Here is an 18,439-nt window from a genome sequence, read left to right on the forward strand (position 1 = left end):
GCTATTTTTGTTTCACTTTGAATATATTACCATACTATGAAAAAGATTCTTGCAGCTTTATTTTTCTCTTTTGCCCTTTATTCCTGTGACGACGGGGATATTACCGTGACCAGTTTCGATTTAGAAAACAGTGATCTAACTTTATGTGAAATTGATGGTAAAAAAGTGCTTTGGGCAGTTAATAATGAAGATGTTTATGAGTCTATGTCTTTAGAATTAAAAGATAATCGTTTAAATGATACGCTTACGCAGAAAATTTTAACGCTGGAGGTCAATGATTCAATAGTAATTAATCTCTCGGGAGAAGATAACCGACTGGTTTACAGAATTTATGACAGTGAGATTACCGGAGGGGAATATTTTTGTAAGGGAGTACCTCCAGGATCTCCCAGGGTTATAGAAGAATATGTTTCTGCGGGCGGAGTTGCAATAATCAGAACCAGGTTTAATGATATAAGCCTCGATGCCGACGCCGATGGGGATGGCGTACCCAATGGCGAAGAAGGATATGATCCCAACGGTAGCCATCTGGATACTGATGGTGATGGTATCCCAGATTATTTAGATATTGATGATGATAATGATAATGTCCCTACGGCTGATGAAAAAAATGCCAGCCCTGAAGATCCTGCAACAGAAGAAGGTTATTTAGATACAGATGAAGATGGAATACCCAATTATCTTGATCCCGATGATGATGGTGATGGGGTTTTAACCCGCCACGAAATTGATCCTGAGGATGTGCAAAGAGCTATTGACGAAAATAACGATGCCTTTCTAAGTCCTATAAATACGGCTGAAGTAGATGGATTCCCAAATTATTTAAATGAAAATATTTTTGATCCTAATTTTGAACACGATCTTCAATTAGATCATCATATTACAAGAAGTTATAGATCTACCATTGAGATTAAAAATTTTAATTTAATTAGACAGGATGGAAGCGGCGAAGATATTCGGTTTGATTCTTATATCCTGGGAAGGCTGGATGTTACAAGAATTCCTTTCCAGCAATTTACTAACCTTCAACAGGAAAATGAAGAGGGAGAAGGTGATAACGAAAATAGTGAAGAAGAAACTAATACAGAAGATTAAACATTCTGAAAGAAATAGACTTCTGTAGCACCGAGACCATATTTTTGGTAATCGGCATCGTAAAATTTAAGGTTGTCGTATCGGCCCAGTAAAAAATCCAATTCGGCTTTTAAGACTCCCTCGCCTACCCCGTGAATAAACACAATTTTCTGAATTCGTTTTCTCATTGCGAATTCTATTTGCCGTTTTGCAGTTTCTAATTGTAGGTTCAGCATATCGTAATTATTCATTCCGCGGGAAGAAGTGGTAAGTTTTTCAATATGCAAATCTACTTCCATTGGAGGCAGGTTTCTTTCTTTCGGCTTTATGCGTTGTGATTTGGGTTTTGGAGGTAACTTTTTTTCAGCTAAAACCTTTTCAAAATCAATATCATCAGATAAAGCTTCAATTGGGGTTTCAATTTTCACTAATTCCGCTGCAGAAAATTCCATTTCAAAACCATCGGTAGTTTCAATATAAACGGTGCCGGCTTCAGTTTTTAATACATAACCTTCCAGCACATCATCTAAAACTGCCACTTTATCCCCTTTTTTCAGCTCCATTACTCGTTATTTTCGTCTTCTTTATGATCGTCTTTTGTCTCTACCCAAAAATTTGTTGCACGATATAGACCTAGCATAATAGTGACTAAACCAATAATCTTAAAGTAAGCATGAGCTCCTTCAGCTGCAATCGCGTAAATTAAAAGTGCGCCACCTACTACAATTAAAATTGTATTTCTTACTTGAGAATTATTCATTTTTTTACCTGTTATCCCTTATTTGTAAAATGTTTAAAATAACGGTTCTTGTATTTTCTGCAAAGTTACAGGAATTATGAGGCAAATATACTTCTTAGCTTTTATTTTCTCTTTTTACTACGGAAATGCTCAATTACACATTTCGCCTTCGACTTCCGGAGACTCCTATATTTATCTTAGCGATCGTTTTTTGTATGTTGAAGACAATATCAATTTAGAAAAAAACAACAATCCGGAAACTGAAGCAAGCATTTACCTTAGAAAAGAATCGCAATTATTACAGGGGGAAAAAAGCACAAATCTCAATTATGGGAATGGCTTACTCTCGGTTTTCCAGGAAGGCACTTCTAATGCGTTTGATTATAATTACTGGGCCTTGCCAGTTAAAGATAATATTAGCCAAAACCAATTTGGTGCTGTAATTTTTCAACCCAAGAACAAAACCAATAGTACTCCGGTTCATATTACAGGAAGTTTAGAAGGCACTTCCCACCCTTTAAGAATTTCTCGCCGCTGGATTTATAAATATTCTGGCAGTGAGTATAATGACTGGCAGCACGTAGGTGTTAATTTTGATGTTGCACCGGGAGAAGGCTTTACTATGAAAGGTGTAAATGGCACTGACCCCAGACTCGTTAACGGAGTTGAAAATAATCCAGGTAATAGCCAGCGATACGATTTTAGAGGTTTACCTAATGATGGCGAGATAAAAGTTTCAATAAATAAGGACCAGGCAGTTTTGGTGGGCAATCCTTATCCCTCTGCTCTACATTTACAAAGTTTTTTAATGGAAAATCCCGCTAGCACAGGCATTGCTTATTTTTGGGATTCTAAAAATAATGGTGATTCTCATAACCTAAAAGACTATGAAGGTGGTTATGGTTCTTATTCGCCGGGGGCAAATGCTTATGCGCCAGCAGTTTTTAAAACTTATAACGGTGCAGGTGAAGAAACAGGAAGTTCGGGAGAAAGCGGTAGTGAAATTGCTCGCGAATATACCCCAATTGCTCAGGGTTTTATGCTAAGCGGAAGAAACGACGGCTATATTCATTTTAAAAATTCGCAAAGAAGGTTTCAACAGGAAAATTCACAAACTTCAGAGTTTAAAAATCAGCAAAAAAGTGAGATTCCGCTTTTAAAACTCAATGTAATAGTAAATAGCCTCTACACCCGTGCCCTACTTTTAGCTTTTAGGGAAGATTCTTCTAAAGATTATGATTGGGCAATGGATGCAAAGATATATGGGGTTTTGCAAAATGATGTGGGATGGAATATTGAAGAAGCATTTTATAATATACAGGTAAGACCGTTTAGAAAAAATGATAAAATTCCGTTGCTAATTAATTTAACAGAAAATGCTTCATTAAGCTTTCAACTTGATGATTTTAGACAATTTGAGAATGAAAATGTGTATATTTTTGATGCTGAGTTAGAATCTAATTTTCGGTTAAATAAAGATATATTTTCAATAGATTTACCAAAAGGAAACTATAGCAATCGATTTTTTATTAGTTTTATTGAGGAAAATGAAGATAATTTGCAATCTGAATTACCAGTAGAAGAATTAGATTTTTTAATACCTGAAGCTCTTATTGTTCAAAATAATATAAAAGCGCAATTGGAGATTAAAATGCTTGAAACCGATGTAAAACAAATTTTGTTATACGACCTTAATGGGCAAATGATTTATAATAAAACATTACCAGGTGGAAGTGCAAATTATACACTGCCTACTTCAGGACTACAGGACGCAATTTATGTCCTGAAATTAATTTCTTCTAACAATATGGAATTCACCAAAAAAATTAGCATTAAAAATTAATTATGGAAGATTTTATGTTGCCCTGTCTTAACAAAAGTCTCTTTGGAGTGGATTGTTTTGGCTGTGGGGGTCAACGCGCCTTATTACTTGTTTTTAGAGCAGAATTTACCCAGGCATTTTTAATGTTTCCGGCTATCTATCCTATTTTATTTTTACTTGCATTTCTCATCCTGAATCTCTTCGTAAAATTTAGATACGATTTTCAAATAAAAATCGGACTAATTATTTTGAGCGGGGCGGTAATGCTAATTAGCTATTTAATAAAAATGAATCAATTAATCCAACTAACCCAATAAACTAATCTTTATGGAAAGACAACAATTACCAAATTCAACTTTAATTTTAATTTTCGGTATTCTCTCAATTATAGGATGCTGCTGTTACGGTATTCTGGGAATTATCTTCGGAATTATTGCGCTTGTAATGGCAAAAAGGGCTACCGAGATCTACAATGCCCAACCTGAATTATACACCGGGTACCAGAACGTAAAAACCGGTAAAATTCTTGCTATTATTGGCCTTATCCTAAGCGCTATTAGTTTAATAAGCACTATTGTAATGTTTATTATGTATGGCGGAGTAGATGGGATCTATGAGATGCAAAATGAAATTTTAAGGGAAATTGAACAAAATCAATAGATCCTTTTCTTTTTGAAAATAAGAAAAGCCAGCTATTTCTAGCTGGCTTTTCCTTTTTAATTATTTGATAAATATTTATTTCTCAAATTGTTTTAGTGTAGTGGTAATGATATTTACACAATCTCTAATTTGCTCTTCATTCATTACTAATGGCGGAGCAAAACGAATAATATTGCCATGGGTTGGCTTGGCTAAAAGTCCGTTTTCTTTTAGCGCCATACAAATATCCCAGGCAGTAGAACTATCTTCTGAATCGTTTATAACAATAGCATTTAATAAGCCTTTTCCTCTAACCAATTCTACTATATTGGAATCACGTATAAAATCGTTGAGTAATCTTCTAAAAAGATTCCCAAGTTTTTCGGCATTTTCAGCTAAATTTTCATCGCGAATTACTTCAAGGGCAGCAGTTGCTACAGCGCCGGCTAATGGGTTTCCACCAAAAGTAGAACCGTGTTGTCCGGGCTGAATTACATCCATCACCTCATTATTGGCCAAAACAGCAGATACGGGATAAACACCGCCGGAAATTGCTTTTCCAAGAATTACCATATCTGGCTTCACCTCTTCGTGGTCTACTGCCAGTAATTGCCCGGTACGAGCAATTCCGGTTTGCACTTCATCTGCAATAAATAAAGCGTTATTTTCTTTACAAAGTTCTCGGGCTTTTTTCAGGTAACCTTCAGAAGGTACATAAACTCCCGCTTCTCCCTGAATTGGTTCTACAAGAAAACCTGCAATATTATCATTCTCTTTTAGCACTTTTTCCAGCGCATCAATATCATCGTAAGGGATTTTTATAAATCCGGGTGTGTATGGGCCAAAATTCTTCCTGGCACCTTCATCGTTAGAAAAAGAAATAATCGTGGTTGTTCTTCCGTGGAAATTGTTTTCACAAACAATTATTTGGGCTTCAGTTTCTTTGACTCCTTTTCTTTCGTAAGCCCATTTTCTTGCAATTTTGATCGCGGTTTCAACAGCTTCTGCCCCGGTATTCATAGGCAGCAACTTGTCGAATTTAAAATAATCTGTTGCAAACTTTTCATACGGTCCTAATACGTCGTTATGAAAAGCCCTGGAAGTAAGCGTAAGCGTAGCAGCCTGGTTACAAAGCGCATCAACTATTTTTGGATGGCAGTGTCCCTGGTTTACTGCAGAATAGGCTGAAAGAAAATCGTAATATTTATTTCCTTCTACATCCCAAACGTGAACACCCTCGCCGCGGCTAAGCACCACAGGTAAAGGATGGTAATTATGAGCACCATACTGGTCTTCTAATTCAATAGCTTCTTTTGAAGATGTAATTTTTGGTAAAGACATGTTCAATTTTTTTAAAAATCAATAATTCTATAATTCCTTCTTTTGTGCCTATAAAATAAGGTCACAGGGGAGAGAAATCATCCATTATTTAAGTTTTCGCAAATTACTAAATGTTTGTGGGAATTTTTAGGAACACAGGGAATAAATCTTCACAATTATTCTATTTTTGCGCTATGGGAAGAAGGAATAAAAACAAGGTATTTGAAGCCGTAGAAGTTACCGGTGCCGGCGGAAAAGGAAAAGGAATCGGGAAATCACCAGATGGTAGAGTTATATTTATAGATAACGTGGTTCCCGGCGATGTAGCCGATATAAAAACTACTAAAAAACGAAAATCTTACTACCAGGGCACAGCGGTTAATTTTCATCAATTTTCAGACAAACGTGTAGAACCCGTTTGCCAGCATTTTGGAACTTGCGGAGGTTGCAAATGGCAAAATATGGGTTATAAATATCAGCTGGAATATAAACAGGACGAAGTTTTAAATAACCTTATTCGGGTTGGTAAGGTTGAACTGCCAGAGGTTACCCCTATTTTAGGAAGCAAAGAAATTTATTTTTATCGTAATAAAATGGAATTTTCATTTAGTGATAGCCGCTGGCTCACACCTGAAGAAATAAACAGCGGTAAAGATTTTGACGATAAAAATGCCCTTGGATTTCATATTCCGGGAATGTGGGATAAAATACTCGATATTAAAAAGTGCCACCTTCAGGAAGATCCCAGCAATGCCATTAGAAATTTCATAAAAGAATTTGCTACTTCTAATGGTCTTAGCTTTTTTAATGCCCGTAAACAGGAAGGTTTATTACGAACTTTAATGATACGCACCTCCTCTACCGGTGAAATCATGGTGCTAATTCAGTTTTTTCACGAAGACAAAGCAAAGCGGGTATTGTTATTAGATGCGGTATTAGAAATGTTTCCAGAGATTACTTCGCTTCAGTATGTAATAAATGAAAAAGGGAACGATACTATTTACGACCAGGAAGTTGTTTGTTATAAAGGCCGTGACCATATTTTTGAGCAAATGGAAGGACTTCAGTTTAAAATAAACGCAAAGTCTTTTTACCAAACCAATTCGGCCCAGGCTTATGAATTGTATAAAATTACGCGCGATTTTGCTGATCTAAAAGGAGACGAAATAGTTTACGATCTTTATACAGGAACCGGAACTATCGCTCAATTTGTTGCAAAAAAAGCGAAAAAAGTAATTGGGGTTGAAGTTGTTCCGGAAGCGATTATTGATGCCAAAGAAAATGCCGAACGCAACCAAATTAACAATGCAGAGTTTTTTGTTGGCGATATGAAAAAAGTTTTTTCTCAAGAATTTATCAATAATCACGGCCAGCCAGACGTTATAATTACAGATCCGCCACGAGACGGGATGCACAAAGATGTGATTGCTCAAATAATTGGTATATTGCCACAACGCATTGTTTACGTAAGTTGCAACTCTGCCACGCAGGCAAGGGATCTATCTTTATTAGACGAATATTATAAAGTTACCAGGGTACAGCCCGTAGATATGTTTCCGCAAACTCATCATGTGGAGAATGTTGTGTGTTTAGAAAGAAAATAAATGAATAGAAGTATTTTAAAAATTCTTGTACCAGGTGTAGTTTTACTAATACTAATTATGGGGTGCCAGCGCGACGATATTTGTCCTGAAAGCACCCAAACTACACCTATGCTCATCTTGAGCTTTTATGATGTTAATGATCGTGAAAGCTATAAAAGCCCTACCAATTTAAGCGTAAGGTCTATGGTAAGCGATTCTATAAAGACTTTATACCAAAGAATAAATCCTGATACTATTCAAATTCCATTAAGAACAGATCAAAATACTAGCACCTATACCTTTACGCTTTTTGATGCAGAAGAAGACGACGAAGACCCGGAATTTACACCAGATACAGATACTTTAACATTTACCTACGGGACCGAAGAAGTTTATGTAAACCGTGCGTGTGCCTATAAAGTAATTTATAATAGCCTTAAATTAACCATTGAAGGCGGGGAAGAAGGCGAATGGATAGATTCTTATATTATAGAAGAACCCAATATTGAAGATGATACAGAATCACATATCAGCATATTTTTTTAGCATCCTATTTCTGTTTTTTGCTGCTCCATTGCTAAGTCAGGAAACAACAGTACAGGAAAAAGCAATAGAAGATAGTTTGGCCAACCGTGAAAAATTTGGGCTTCGGGTTGGGGCCGATATTAGTAAGCTTTTAAGAACTGCTTTCCAGGATGATTATTCCGGGTTTGAGATCTTAGGAGATTACCGGGTTTATAAAGATTATTACGCTGCTGCAGAATTAGGAAATGAAAGTATTGGTTATGCTGAAGATAATATTAGCATTACATCTCGCGGAAGTTATGTGAAAATAGGAGCAGATTATAATGCCTACGAAAACTGGACAGGTATGGAAAACCTTATTTTTGTTGGCGCTCGTTATGGATTTTCAACCTTTACGCAAGATGTTGAAGAATATCAAATCTATACCACCAATCCCTTTTTTGAACCTGATATTCGTTCTGAAACCATAGAATATTCAGGATTAACCGCGAACTGGGTTGAATTGATTGCGGGGATTAAAGTTGAAGTTTTAAATAATTTATTCCTTTCAGTGAATGTACAACTGAAACGCAGGCTATTTCAGAGCACCCCAGATAATTTTGACAACCTCGCAATTCCAGGATTTAACCGAACCTACGACGATAGTAATATTGGAGTTGGTTATGGCTACACCATTAGTTATTTGATTCCTTTTTATAAGAAATAGCGATTTATGAAATTCTTCTTTTTTATTTCATACGGATAAATTTCTTAAATTTACATGTGTAAAATAAGAGCTATGAATACAAAACTCACATTAAAGCTCAATAAGGAAGTAATTGAAAGAGCAAAGAAATATGCTTCTAATCAACAACTTAGTTTATCAAAAATTGTAGAAGCGTATTTACAATCGCTCACAAATGAAAAAAGTAACGAGGGTTTGGAAATTTCTCCATTTGTAAAAAGTATTTCTACCGGTAAAAAGCTCCCACCCGATTTAGACTATAAAAAGGAATATTCTGATCACTTATTGGATAAATATAAATGAGCAGGAGAATTTTTATAGATACTAATATCGTTCTGGATTTATTGGGAGAAAGAGAACCATTCTATAAACCTGCTGTGCAACTTGCAACGTTGGCAGATAAAGGAAATATCGTCTTAATAGTTTCTCCTATATCTTTTGCCACCGTAAACTACTTTCTATCCAAATTTGAGTCTCCAAAAATCGCAAAAGAAAAACTTAGAAAACTCAAGATTTTATGTGAGATTTCTAAAGTTGATGAAGAAATAATTGAAAAAGGACTTAACTCAAATTTCAAAGATTTTGAAGATTCACTTCAGTATTTTAGTGCAATAGCTTCAGAATCTGAAATTATAATTACCAGAAATGGAAAAGATTTTCAGGAATCTTCACTTCCGGTAATGACAGCGAGTGAGTTTCTAAAAAGTTTCCGAAGAAATAAGGATATGCAATAAAATTATACTTCATCCCTACTCCTGAAACTTCGCTTTCTTCGATCCCTGGTAAATCTGGTATTTCAGTAGTTTAGATTCCAGTGCGCCGTTGTAAAGCTTAATTTTTCGGGAAGGTCTTAAGCCAACGTGTTTTATAGCTTCAAGATTAGACGTGATAAACCAGGCATCGGTTCCCGGGTAGGCCTGCTTCAGTGTATCTCCAATTTCTTTATAGAATTTCGGCATATCAATCTCCAAACGTTCTCCATACGGCGGATTAAACAACATATGTAAATGCCTTTCCCCTTCTTTTTCAGAGGCAAAGAAATCCTGTCTTTTTACTTTAATAAATTCAGTGAGATTGGCATTTTCAATATTATCAATGGCTTTGTGTACTGCCGAAGGTGCAGTGTCATACCCCTGAATAGTAAAATGAAATTCCCGTACTTTTTTAAGTACCGACTCTTCAATTTTTTCAAAAAGATTTTCGTCCCAATCTTTCCAACGCTCAAAAGCGAATTCCTTTCGGTTTAAATTTGGTGGAATATTGCACGCAATCATTGCGGCTTCAATTAAAATAGTTCCACTTCCGCACATGGGATCCAGAAAATCGCACTGCCCGTCCCAACCAGAAAGTAATAACATCCCAGCGGCCAAAACCTCGTTTATGGGCGCAATATTGGTCGCGGTCTTATATCCACGTTTGTGCAAAGACTGGCCTGAAGAATCAAAAGAAACATTACAAAAATTCTTTTCAATATGAATATTCACCCTCAAAGTTGGAAAATCAAGATCTACATTTGGTCTTTTATCAAACTTATCCCGAAATCGGTCTACAATGGCATCTTTTGTTTTTAAGGAAATATATTGGGAATGCGTAAAAGTTTCAGAATGTACTGTGGCATCAATAGCCAGGGTATCGTCTACATCCATAAAATCTTCCCAGGGTAACTCGTAAATTTTCTTGTAAAGGTCTTCTTCAGAAAATATTTTAAAACTTTGGTATGGTTTAAGAATTTTAATTGCAGTTCTAAGGCATAAATTCGCTTTATACATAAAGCCTTTATCACCTACAAAACTTACATTTCTGGTTCCCTCTTTTACATCCATAGCGCCAAGTGCCATTAATTCTTTAGCCAGAACTGGCTCAAAACCATACATGGTCTTGGCAATCATTTTAAAATTATTTTCCATATCGGTTTTTTACAGTCCACAAAAATAGGGTAATTTTGCTGAATATTAGTATTGCCGGCTGGGGATGCTGAAATATTACCAATGCTTTTACGACTTATCTTTTTAACTCCTTACAATAAGGATTGAAAATCGTTGTGGCTGGTGTTAATTTTTTATTTTTTACTCCCGATTAACTTCGGTAGAGGCTCTGGAGTGTGCCTTGAGCAATTTTACTAATTATTTTTGACTTAATTAATGATCTACATTTTACCTTTAATTTCTGTAATTGCCGGTTACCTTATTGCCATTTTCTTAAAACCCTCCTCCTCTATTGGTTTTAAGCTGTTACTTAGTTTTAGCGGTGCTTATCTCCTGGCAGTTACCATTTTTGAATTACTGCCCGAAGTTTATCTAAACGGAACCGAAGAAGTTGGTATTTTTATAATGTTGGGCTTACTGCTGCAAATAATCCTCGAATTTGTTTCTAAAGGAGTTGAACACGGGCATTTGCACCACCAGGAAGGAATGAAAAAATTCCCAATCCTATTATTGATTAGTTTGAGTATTCACGCATTTCTGGAAGGTTTCCCTATGGATGAAGGCGATCATATCTTACACGGAGTCGTAATTCATAAAATTCCGGTGGCGACCATACTGTCGGTTTTTCTTATCCATTCTAATTTGAGTAAAATTAAAGTCGGATTATTTCTGGCGGTTTTTGCTTTAATGACGCCGCTAGGAAGTTTCTTTAAATCGCAATTTAGTTTACTTCAGGATATTTCAATTTATATTAACGCGCTGGTAATTGGTATTTTTCTGCACGTTTCTACTACTATTTTATTTGAAGCTTCTAAAAATCATAAATTTAATATTTCCAAGTTGGCAGTGATTGTTGGCGGAATTTTACTGGCTTATTTTATCTAATATGTTTAGCAAAGCCGAAAGCAAAAAATTAAGACAGCAGTTCTGGACGAGTTTTGGTATCGTTTTCCGACGAAAATGGTTGCTTTATAACACCGGAATTAAAGAGCTTGAATTAAAATTTACTTTTAACCGAAAATTCGCCCAGGTTTCTATAGATGTTATAGATGAAGATCCACTGATTCGCGAATATTATTTTGAAAAGCTACTTTCGCTGAAAAAAATCCTAACCACAGAATATCTACCCAATTCCATATTTGAGGAAGAGTATGAACTTCCTGAAGGGAAAGTAATTTCCCGGGTCTATGTTCAGCTTGATGGTGTTAGTATTCACAACCGCAATCAATGGCCTGAAGCGATGAAATTCCTGAATGATAATATGGAACAAATGGAAGCTTTCTTTGTGGAGTATAAAGATCTTTTTAGGTAGATTTTTCAATAAAAGAATGCAAAAAAACCGATAATAGAATAGGCCGGTATGAGAAAGATTCTACTATTACTCACCATAATTAATTTTTGGAGTTGTAATTCATTCAAAAGTGAAAAACCAAAAGAAATAAATGTTCTATTCATTGGGAACAGCCTGACTTATTATAATGAAATGCCGCAGATGCTTCAAAAGATGCTCAGTGAAACAAATTCAAATATTAAAATAGATCAAATAACATTTCCAGGGATTTCTCTAAGCGGGCATCTGGATAATATAATTAAAGAATCATCAGAAGATAACATAAGCACCCGTTTAAAGCGAGAAGGTGAAAAAACCGAAACCGAAAAGAAAATTCAGGAGAAAAAATGGGATATTATTATAATGCAAACTGGTACGGTTGCCGTTTTAATCCCGGAATCAAGAAAACACAAAACAGATCCTGCTATTAAGAAAATAAAGGCTCTAAATAATAATGCCAACGCTAGATATATTTTATTTAATACCTGGACTGGTAAAGTTGCGTATCCGAAACAATATTGCTATTCTGGATTTATGCTGGGAGATTCCTTTAATAGAGATGAAAAATATTGTTCTCCTGAAGTGATTAATAAATCACAGCATCTAACACTTATTAATGAAAGCTATGCTGCCCTGGCAAAGGAAAATTCTTTGGAGTTATCTAAGCATGGAGACATATATTACAAAGTTTCAGGGAATAACCCCGAAATTAAACTTTTAGAGGACGACATACATCCTTCTAAATTAGGAGCATTCTTAAGTGCCTGTATATTTTACGAGATGATTACTAATAAAGATGCAACCGATTTAAAATACAATGCAGGCTTAGATACGCAGCAAGCAAAAGTTTTAAAAGCTTTTATAGAATAAGCTTAAATAATATGAGTTGCGCATTTCCCATTAGAATTCGGCAATTATTAAGTATCTTTTAATAATTGTTTAATCTTATTTAACAGCTAATTTTCCCGTTTTCCAGTAAATTCATTACAAATACATACTACTTCCACTTAAGGAATGTATTAAAAAGGAAAGAGAGGAAATGATGTTGAGGAAACCTTCTGAAGTAGACCACCTGGAAAAATATTATATTGCTAATTATACTGCCGCGATATACTATAAACACTGTATTCTAACCACTAAAAAGATCTTTTTAAAAAAGCTGTTTAAGTCTTTATACAATCATAAAAAAGCATTGAAAGACGATTTAGACCGGCATATTTTAGAAGCAAGAGACCAGGATTATCTGGACCAGCTTTTATTAAAATGCAAAAAAGAAGTGCTTAAAATGCAACAGAATTTAAGGATGAACACCAACCCAAAATCGGGACAAATTTGTACCGAAATGGAAAGGCGCTTTTTTAACCAGTTGCACCAAACACTTCAAGTATTAACAGATGGAAGTTTGCGAAACACCTTATTGTCTCACAAACATAAATCTAAAGCTTTACAGGAAAGATTACACCTGGTAAGCAAATACCTCATATAATTAACCGTTAATTCCCAGGTTATAAGTCTGTTGTGCAATTTCCAGTTCTTCATTGGTAGGAATAACTAAAACCTGAACTTTTGAATCTTCAGCATTTATTGTTCTTAATTCTTTTAGACGCTGCTTATTTTTATCTTCATTAAGTTTAATCCCAAAGAACTCCATATCTGCACAAACCAATTTGCGAATAACATCGCTGTTTTCACCAATTCCCGCTGTAAAAACAAGGGCATCTACTCCATTCATGGCAGCTGTGTAAGCCCCAATATATTTTTTAATTCGGTAGGCATTCATATCCAGGGCTAATTGGCATTGTTTATTTCCATTTGCCGCCTGTTCTTCAATATCTCTAAGATCACTATAACCGGTAAGGCCGTACATCCCACTTTTATTATGCAAAATATCACTTACTTCCTGGGCTGAATATCCTAATTGTTCCACCAGGTAAAAAATAACCGACTGGTCTATATCTCCACTCCTAGTTCCCATAATAAGTCCGTTTACGGGCCCAAAACCAAGAGAATGGTCTATGCTTTTTCCATCCTGTACCGCCGTAATACTACAACCGTTTCCTAAGTGAATACTTATAATTTTAGAATTCTCTTTTTGTAAATATTCAATGGCTTTCTCAGTCACATATTTATGACTGGTACCGTGAAACCCGTATAGTTGAATGTGGTGTTTCTCTGAAAGTTCTGTAGGAATAGCATATTGCGAAGCCTGCTTAGGAATACTTCTATGAAATGCGGTATCAAAAACTGCTACCTGGGTGGCATTCGGGAAAAGTTTTTCCGCCACTTCAATCCCTTTTAAATTAGGAGGATTATGCAAAGGTGCCAAAGAAAAGTATTCTTTAATCTTAGCCTTTACCTTCTCGTCTATCACTATGGTTTTAGAAAAACTATCCCCACCGTGTACCACTCTGTGTCCAATAGCCGGGATTTCTTCAGCATTTTTAATAACTCCTTTTTCAGAATCCATTAAAAGATCTGTAATGGCCTTTAATGCTATAGCGTGATCTTTTGCTAAAAGTTCTTCAGAAATTGATTCGTTTTTAGTTTTATAATGAAGTTTTGAACCTTCCAATCCTATACGTTCTACCATTCCTGAAGCTAAAACTTCTTCTGAAGGCATTTGTATTAATTGAAATTTTAAAGACGAACTTCCTGAATTTATAATTAAAATATTCTTCATTTGTTTGTGTTTGAGTTCAGCATCTTGCTGATTTCATTCTAAATTAAATTCCTTGTGCCTGGATGGCAGTTAAAATCACTGTATTGTAAACATCGGCTACGGTACAACCACGACTTAGATCGTTAACGGGCTTATTTAAGCCCTGAAGCATTGGTCCTATGGCTAAAGCGCCAGTTTCACGTTGTACAGCTTTGTAAGTGTTATTTCCGGTATTTAAATCGGGGAAAATTAGCACGTTAGCCTGTCCAGCTACTTCAGATCCTGGTAGTTTACTTTTTCCAACGCTAATATCTACTGCAGCATCATATTGAATTGGGCCTTCAATTTTTAGATCTGGTCGTCGTTCTTTAACTATAGCAGTAGCTTCTCTCACTCTATCTACATCTTCACCTTTTCCTGAAGTTCCCGAAGAATAAGAAAGCATCGCAATTTTTGGCTCAATTCCGAATGCCGCAGCACTCTCTGCCGAAGAAATAGTGATTTCTGCTAATTCTGCCGCAGAAGGATTCGGATTAATTGCGCAATCTCCAAATACTGAAACCCTATCTTCTAAACACATAAAGAATACAGAAGAAACTACAGAAACATTTGGTTTGGTTTTTATAAACTGTAAAGCGGGTAAAATAGTATGTTGCGTGGTATGCGCCGCACCAGATACCATCCCGTCTGCGTGACCTTTATAGATCATCATAGTTCCATAGTACGAAACATCGCTTAAACGGTCTTTCGCCATATCCATATTTACACCTTTATGTTTTCTTAATTCATAGAAAGTTTCAGCATAATCCTGGAAATTTGGAGAGTTTACAGGATTTACAATATTTACTTTAGAAAAATCAAGATCTAAGGCAATTTTAGCTACGGTTTTCTGAATGGTATCAAAATCTCCCAGTAAAGTTAGCTCTACCAGGTCCATATCTATAAGGCGTTTTGCTGCGGTTAGGATGCGCTCATCTGTACCTTCTGGCAACACAATATGCTTTTTACTTTGTCTGGCTCTCTTCACTAAATCGTACTGAAACATTCTGGGAGTTCTACCCTGGGGTTGGTAATTTGTAAGTTTTTCTACCAGGGGATCAAAAGATACATACCGCTCAAAAATACTAATGGTAGTTTGTATCTTCTGAATACTATCCGCATAGATATTAGACTTTATGGCACCAACTTTATTTGTTACTGCAAAAGTCCCCTCCTGCACCGAAATTATAGGTACAATATCAGATAAACCTTCAATTAATTTTAAAATTGATTCTTCCGGCCTTAAACCACCGGTTAAAATAATTCCTGAAATTCTTGGATAATTGCTGGAAATATTGGCTTGTAACGCGCCTAAGATAATATCGGCACGATCACCCGGTGTGATTACTAAACTTTCATTTTTTAATGTAGTTAGATAATTTCTAAGCTGCATCGCTCCTACTCCAAAATTCCCGGTTTGATTATCCAGAAAATCGTGACCAAATAAAACAGTCCCGTCCAGTGCTTTTACTATTTCTTTTAAAGTTGGGTTATTAAGTGTATCGATTAACGGAATTGCAAAAACATCAACTTCCTGAGGTAAAAATCCTCGCATATTTTTTGCTGCAGGCTCCAGGTTCTCTTCCTGGATTTTATTACTAACCATAGCAATAACCTGAACTTCCTTATCTCTAAACGCACGATAAGCCATTTGCTGGTTTCCTAACAATTCTTCCCAGCTCTTAAACTGGCCGCTAACTACAATTATAACCGGTATTCCTAAATTCTTAGCAATCACTACGTTTACATCAAACTCAAAAACACTACCCTCACCAGAGAAATCACTGCCTTCTACCAGTATAAAATCAAATTCATCTTCCAGCTTTTTATACTTGGAAATTATAGTGTCGATAATCTCCCCCGATTTTCCATCATTTGTTTTTTGAATTACCTCACTTCGGGTAAATGCATAAGTATCTTCATAAGGGATTTTTAAATCAAAATAGCTTAAAACTGTATCTATGTGATTGTCTTTTTCTCCTTTTGGGACATCGTTTATAATTGGCCTGAAGTAACCTACTTTCACCATTTTTCCTAAAAGTGTTCTCATTAATCCTAACGAGATCATAGATTTTCCGCTGTGGGACTCCAGCGTAGCGATATAAATTCCTTTGTTCATAATTTGTAAATTGGTTCGGCAAAAATAAAGTTAATAAAACAATTGTGTTTTTATGTTACTGGTAAAAGAAAGTAAACCTGACATCTATCAGCTTTTGATTAATCATACAACTCAGAAGAGGGTATGCAATTAATTTTAGCAAATTGAATAAAACAAAAAAACCACCCGAAGGTGGTTTTAATAATTAACTTATTGGTATATTATATATCCAGCAAACCTACAAGAAGAATATCAAAATTCACTTCTGAATCTGCATCTACTGAGAAGCCTAGAAGATCTATTTCTGAAGTGGTAGTAGCTTCAACTTCACCATCTAGTTCCAGCTCACCATCGGCATCCTCATCAGAAAAAGAAACAAAATGAAGTTCATAATCTCCTTCTTCTATAAAATGAATTTCAAACTCTCCAGAAGATTCATTTATTTTACTACTTGCGGTAGCATTGGCAAATAACACCCCTTCGCCGTTAGCAGAAGTTTCATCTTCACTATAAGCGCCATCTTCATAAGCAAAAACCACAATAGTTTCAGACTCTGTAGAACCAAAATCGCTTACTGTACCGGTAATCTCACCGGCATTAATGCTATTTACAGCTCTTATACTGTGAGCTAATTCGCTATCGCTTACAAATTGATATTCTCCTGCAGAATTAGTGATAATAGACTTTCTAAGGTCAAAATCTAGAATGATCTCATTATCATCATTTTCCTCAATTTCCACCTGATCGGTGATACTAATTTCTGCGGAAGAAGTAGCCAGGGCTTTCTTCTCCCCACTGCTCGTAAGTACATAATTAGCAGGTGTCTCTCCTGAAGCATCTGTTTCATTGTCCAGGCTTAACACAATCTCTGAAGTGGTTCCTCTTTCTAACTCAACATCTCCTAGTAATTCGGTTTCACCGTTTTGTAAACTACTAAGATTTACCGTAGTTTTTTCAAATCCTTCAATGGCTTTCCCATTTACGCTTACACCGGTAACGGTAATAAATACTGCATCAACTTCTGCATTATCAATTGGCGCATCGGTAAGGTATACTTCAGTATTATAAGTCTCTGGTTGTGGCTCACCGGTATCCACATCATCATCGTCATCTGAACACGAGACTAGAAGTCCCATTGATAACATTAAAATTCCTGTTTTGAATAAATACTTCAAATTCATAAGTTTTTAGTTTTTCGTTGTCTTCACAACAGTTAGTAATTAATAGATTTGATTAGCGCATCTTACGCAAGTAATTATTCGTTATAAAACTGGTTTTAAGTTCTGCCCTATTAACGCAAGTGAATTAGGACTATTATTCAAAAAGTATGATTTATAAAAGGTTTAACAATCCTTAAGAAATAATTAAATGAAGAAAATGAAAGATAAAACTCCTGTAGAATAGTTGAAGCTTCTTTAATTTAGAGCTAACACTTTGAAGTAATAGTAGGTTTTAAAGATTTTAGATTGAAAAATTGATAATAAGGAAGACTTAAAAACCAAATTTTAGAATAAGTACATATTGCTCCGGAAAGGAACAATATTATAACCTGGAAAGATTACTCACGGGCACTTTAGAGCTTAAAGATATTACTATACCCAACTTATTAAAACAAAAAAAAACCCTTACAATTTACTGTAAGGGTCTTCTAAAAAAAGGCGGTGACATACTCTCCCACAAATAGCAGTACCATCTGCGCTAACGGGCTTAACTTCTCTGTTCGGAATGGGAAGAGGTGAGCCCCGTTGCCATAACCACCTTAAATCTTTAGTATGCAGTGTTCAGTAACCAGTGGGCAGTAATGCCCGGGTCCCTACTAGATGTCATACCTAATAAGTTGACATATATAAGAAACAAAGAATAAAGAAAGTACTGCGGTAAAAGCATTCAAGTGCTTCCCATCCCTTGCAGGATAGGAAGCGTCGCATCAAGCTTTACGGATTATTAGTACCACTCGGCTAT

General features: G+C 35.7%; 20 protein-coding genes and 1 rRNA gene. 13 read left to right on the forward strand and 8 right to left on the reverse strand.

Going from position 1 to position 18,439, the window contains the following annotated elements; genetic code table 11:
• The first annotated feature begins 36 nt into the window (after nt 1-36).
• Nucleotides 37-1,095, forward strand: a complete 1,059-nt coding sequence (locus tag J0871_RS13610; protein WP_208225841.1) for a hypothetical protein — start codon at nt 37-39, stop codon at nt 1,093-1,095.
• On the opposite strand, the gene J0871_RS13615 is transcribed toward J0871_RS13610, so the two are convergent.
• Nucleotides 1,092-1,637, reverse strand: a complete 546-nt coding sequence (locus J0871_RS13615) for a Smr/MutS family protein (RefSeq protein WP_208225842.1) — start codon at nt 1,635-1,637, stop codon at nt 1,092-1,094. The two genes, J0871_RS13610 and J0871_RS13615, sit on opposite strands and share 4 nt — an antisense overlap.
• Nucleotides 1,637-1,834 (reverse strand): hypothetical protein, encoded by a 198-nt coding sequence (locus J0871_RS13620; protein ID WP_208225843.1) that lies wholly within the window; start codon nt 1,832-1,834, stop codon nt 1,637-1,639. The genes J0871_RS13615 and J0871_RS13620 overlap by 1 nt, the downstream gene beginning before the upstream one ends.
• 76 nt (nt 1,835-1,910) lie before the next feature.
• Between J0871_RS13620 and J0871_RS13625 the strand changes: the two genes are divergently transcribed.
• From J0871_RS13625 to J0871_RS13635, 3 genes are read left to right on the forward strand one after another with little or no spacing between them, the layout of a single operon-like run.
• Nucleotides 1,911-3,656 carry a T9SS type A sorting domain-containing protein gene (locus tag J0871_RS13625; RefSeq protein ID WP_208225844.1) on the forward strand — a complete coding sequence of 582 codons (1,746 nt, stop codon included), beginning with the start codon at nt 1,911-1,913 and terminating at the stop codon, nt 3,654-3,656.
• Nucleotides 3,657-3,670: 14 nt separating this feature from the next.
• Nucleotides 3,671-3,952 carry a DUF2752 domain-containing protein gene (locus tag J0871_RS13630; RefSeq protein WP_346014348.1) on the forward strand — a complete coding sequence of 94 codons (282 nt, stop codon included), beginning with the start codon at nt 3,671-3,673 and terminating at the stop codon, nt 3,950-3,952.
• A 10-nt stretch (nt 3,953-3,962) separates the two neighbouring features.
• The gene (locus tag J0871_RS13635) at nt 3,963-4,295 is read left to right on the forward strand and encodes a CCC motif membrane protein (protein WP_075327140.1); all 333 of its coding nucleotides are present in this window, start codon (nt 3,963-3,965) and stop codon (nt 4,293-4,295) included.
• A gap of 75 nt (nt 4,296-4,370) precedes the next feature.
• Here the strand turns inward: J0871_RS13635 and rocD are convergent, their stop codons facing one another.
• On the reverse strand, nt 4,371-5,615 hold the full coding sequence (gene rocD, locus J0871_RS13640) for an ornithine--oxo-acid transaminase (protein ID WP_208225846.1): 1,245 nt from the start codon (nt 5,613-5,615) through the stop codon (nt 4,371-4,373).
• 173 nt (nt 5,616-5,788) lie between these two features.
• Here rocD and rlmD point away from each other — a divergent pair, with 173 nt between their 5' ends.
• The 5 genes from rlmD to J0871_RS13665 all read left to right on the forward strand — a co-directional run bounded on the left by rlmD (nt 5,789) and on the right by J0871_RS13665 (nt 9,160).
• Nucleotides 5,789-7,198, forward strand: coding sequence for a 23S rRNA (uracil(1939)-C(5))-methyltransferase RlmD (rlmD, locus tag J0871_RS13645; protein ID WP_208225847.1), 1,410 nt, complete (start codon nt 5,789-5,791; stop codon nt 7,196-7,198).
• Nucleotides 7,199-7,723 carry a DUF6452 family protein gene (locus J0871_RS13650; protein WP_208225848.1) on the forward strand — a complete coding sequence of 175 codons (525 nt, stop codon included), beginning with the start codon at nt 7,199-7,201 and terminating at the stop codon, nt 7,721-7,723. It abuts the gene before it with no gap.
• Nucleotides 7,689-8,408 (forward strand): DUF6048 family protein, encoded by a 720-nt coding sequence (locus J0871_RS13655; protein ID WP_208225849.1) that lies wholly within the window; start codon nt 7,689-7,691, stop codon nt 8,406-8,408. The genes J0871_RS13650 and J0871_RS13655 overlap by 35 nt, the downstream gene beginning before the upstream one ends.
• Nucleotides 8,409-8,480: 72 nt before the next feature.
• Nucleotides 8,481-8,729, forward strand: coding sequence for a DUF6364 family protein (locus J0871_RS13660; RefSeq protein WP_208225850.1), 249 nt, complete (start codon nt 8,481-8,483; stop codon nt 8,727-8,729).
• A complete protein-coding gene (locus tag J0871_RS13665) occupies nt 8,726-9,160 on the forward strand; it encodes a PIN domain-containing protein (protein ID WP_208225851.1) in 435 nt (144 codons plus the stop codon). Before J0871_RS13660 ends, J0871_RS13665 begins: the two co-directional genes overlap by 4 nt.
• A 15-nt stretch (nt 9,161-9,175) precedes the next feature.
• On the opposite strand, the gene J0871_RS13670 is transcribed toward J0871_RS13665, so the two are convergent.
• Complete coding sequence (locus J0871_RS13670) at nt 9,176-10,333, reverse strand: THUMP domain-containing protein (protein WP_208225852.1); 1,158 nt, start codon at nt 10,331-10,333, stop codon at nt 9,176-9,178.
• A 234-nt stretch (nt 10,334-10,567) separates the two neighbouring features.
• Here J0871_RS13670 and J0871_RS13675 point away from each other — a divergent pair, with 234 nt between their 5' ends.
• The 4 genes from J0871_RS13675 (at nt 10,568) to J0871_RS13690 (ending at nt 13,167) form a co-directional block, all read left to right on the forward strand.
• The gene (locus J0871_RS13675) at nt 10,568-11,236 is read left to right on the forward strand and encodes a ZIP family metal transporter (RefSeq protein ID WP_075327145.1); all 669 of its coding nucleotides are present in this window, start codon (nt 10,568-10,570) and stop codon (nt 11,234-11,236) included.
• 1 nt (nt 11,237) lies between these two features.
• A complete protein-coding gene (locus J0871_RS13680; protein ID WP_208225853.1) occupies nt 11,238-11,663 on the forward strand; it encodes a DUF4268 domain-containing protein in 426 nt (141 codons plus the stop codon).
• Between the two features lie 48 nt (nt 11,664-11,711).
• On the forward strand, nt 11,712-12,551 hold the full coding sequence (locus J0871_RS13685) for a DUF4886 domain-containing protein (protein ID WP_208225854.1): 840 nt from the start codon (nt 11,712-11,714) through the stop codon (nt 12,549-12,551).
• A gap of 169 nt (nt 12,552-12,720) precedes the next feature.
• The gene (locus J0871_RS13690) at nt 12,721-13,167 is read left to right on the forward strand and encodes a hypothetical protein (RefSeq protein WP_143083695.1); all 447 of its coding nucleotides are present in this window, start codon (nt 12,721-12,723) and stop codon (nt 13,165-13,167) included.
• Here the strand turns inward: J0871_RS13690 and J0871_RS13695 are convergent, their stop codons facing one another.
• The 4 genes from J0871_RS13695 to rrf form a co-directional block, all read right to left on the reverse strand.
• Nucleotides 13,168-14,361 (reverse strand): acetate kinase, encoded by a 1,194-nt coding sequence (locus J0871_RS13695; RefSeq protein WP_208225855.1) that lies wholly within the window; start codon nt 14,359-14,361, stop codon nt 13,168-13,170. It abuts the gene before it with no gap.
• Nucleotides 14,362-14,404: 43 nt separating this feature from the next.
• Nucleotides 14,405-16,498, reverse strand: coding sequence for a phosphate acetyltransferase (gene pta, locus J0871_RS13700; RefSeq protein ID WP_208225856.1), 2,094 nt, complete (start codon nt 16,496-16,498; stop codon nt 14,405-14,407).
• 200 nt (nt 16,499-16,698) lie between these two features.
• A complete protein-coding gene (locus J0871_RS13705; protein ID WP_208225857.1) occupies nt 16,699-17,658 on the reverse strand; it encodes a DUF4382 domain-containing protein in 960 nt (319 codons plus the stop codon).
• Nucleotides 17,659-18,130: 472 nt separating this feature from the next.
• A 5S ribosomal RNA gene (gene rrf, locus J0871_RS13710) occupies nt 18,131-18,239 on the reverse strand.
• Nucleotides 18,240-18,439: the final 200 nt, after the last annotated feature.

Source organism: Salegentibacter sp. BDJ18, assembly GCF_017579965.1.
GTDB lineage: Bacteria > Bacteroidota > Bacteroidia > Flavobacteriales > Flavobacteriaceae > Salegentibacter.

Bases quoted from the DNA above. Each gene is read 5' to 3' on its own strand.
- J0871_RS13610 (WP_208225841.1), top strand. From the start codon at position 37: ATGAAAAAGATTCTTGCAGCTTTATTTTTCTCTTTTGCCCTTTATTCC.
- J0871_RS13615 (WP_208225842.1), bottom strand. From the start codon at position 1,637: ATGGAGCTGAAAAAAGGGGATAAAGTGGCAGTTTTAGATGATGTGCTG.
- J0871_RS13620 (WP_208225843.1), bottom strand. From the start codon at position 1,834: ATGAATAATTCTCAAGTAAGAAATACAATTTTAATTGTAGTAGGTGGC.
- J0871_RS13625 (WP_208225844.1), top strand. From the start codon at position 1,911: ATGAGGCAAATATACTTCTTAGCTTTTATTTTCTCTTTTTACTACGGA.
- J0871_RS13630 (WP_346014348.1), top strand. From the start codon at position 3,671: ATGTTGCCCTGTCTTAACAAAAGTCTCTTTGGAGTGGATTGTTTTGGC.
- J0871_RS13635 (WP_075327140.1), top strand. From the start codon at position 3,963: ATGGAAAGACAACAATTACCAAATTCAACTTTAATTTTAATTTTCGGT.
- rocD (WP_208225846.1), bottom strand. From the start codon at position 5,615: ATGTCTTTACCAAAAATTACATCTTCAAAAGAAGCTATTGAATTAGAA.
- rlmD (WP_208225847.1), top strand. From the start codon at position 5,789: ATGGGAAGAAGGAATAAAAACAAGGTATTTGAAGCCGTAGAAGTTACC.
- J0871_RS13650 (WP_208225848.1), top strand. From the start codon at position 7,199: ATGAATAGAAGTATTTTAAAAATTCTTGTACCAGGTGTAGTTTTACTA.
- J0871_RS13655 (WP_208225849.1), top strand. From the start codon at position 7,689: ATGATACAGAATCACATATCAGCATATTTTTTTAGCATCCTATTTCTG.
- J0871_RS13660 (WP_208225850.1), top strand. From the start codon at position 8,481: ATGAATACAAAACTCACATTAAAGCTCAATAAGGAAGTAATTGAAAGA.
- J0871_RS13665 (WP_208225851.1), top strand. From the start codon at position 8,726: ATGAGCAGGAGAATTTTTATAGATACTAATATCGTTCTGGATTTATTG.
- J0871_RS13670 (WP_208225852.1), bottom strand. From the start codon at position 10,333: ATGGAAAATAATTTTAAAATGATTGCCAAGACCATGTATGGTTTTGAG.
- J0871_RS13675 (WP_075327145.1), top strand. From the start codon at position 10,568: ATGATCTACATTTTACCTTTAATTTCTGTAATTGCCGGTTACCTTATT.
- J0871_RS13680 (WP_208225853.1), top strand. From the start codon at position 11,238: ATGTTTAGCAAAGCCGAAAGCAAAAAATTAAGACAGCAGTTCTGGACG.
- J0871_RS13685 (WP_208225854.1), top strand. From the start codon at position 11,712: ATGAGAAAGATTCTACTATTACTCACCATAATTAATTTTTGGAGTTGT.
- J0871_RS13690 (WP_143083695.1), top strand. From the start codon at position 12,721: ATGATGTTGAGGAAACCTTCTGAAGTAGACCACCTGGAAAAATATTAT.
- J0871_RS13695 (WP_208225855.1), bottom strand. From the start codon at position 14,361: ATGAAGAATATTTTAATTATAAATTCAGGAAGTTCGTCTTTAAAATTT.
- pta (WP_208225856.1), bottom strand. From the start codon at position 16,498: ATGAACAAAGGAATTTATATCGCTACGCTGGAGTCCCACAGCGGAAAA.
- J0871_RS13705 (WP_208225857.1), bottom strand. From the start codon at position 17,658: ATGAATTTGAAGTATTTATTCAAAACAGGAATTTTAATGTTATCAATG.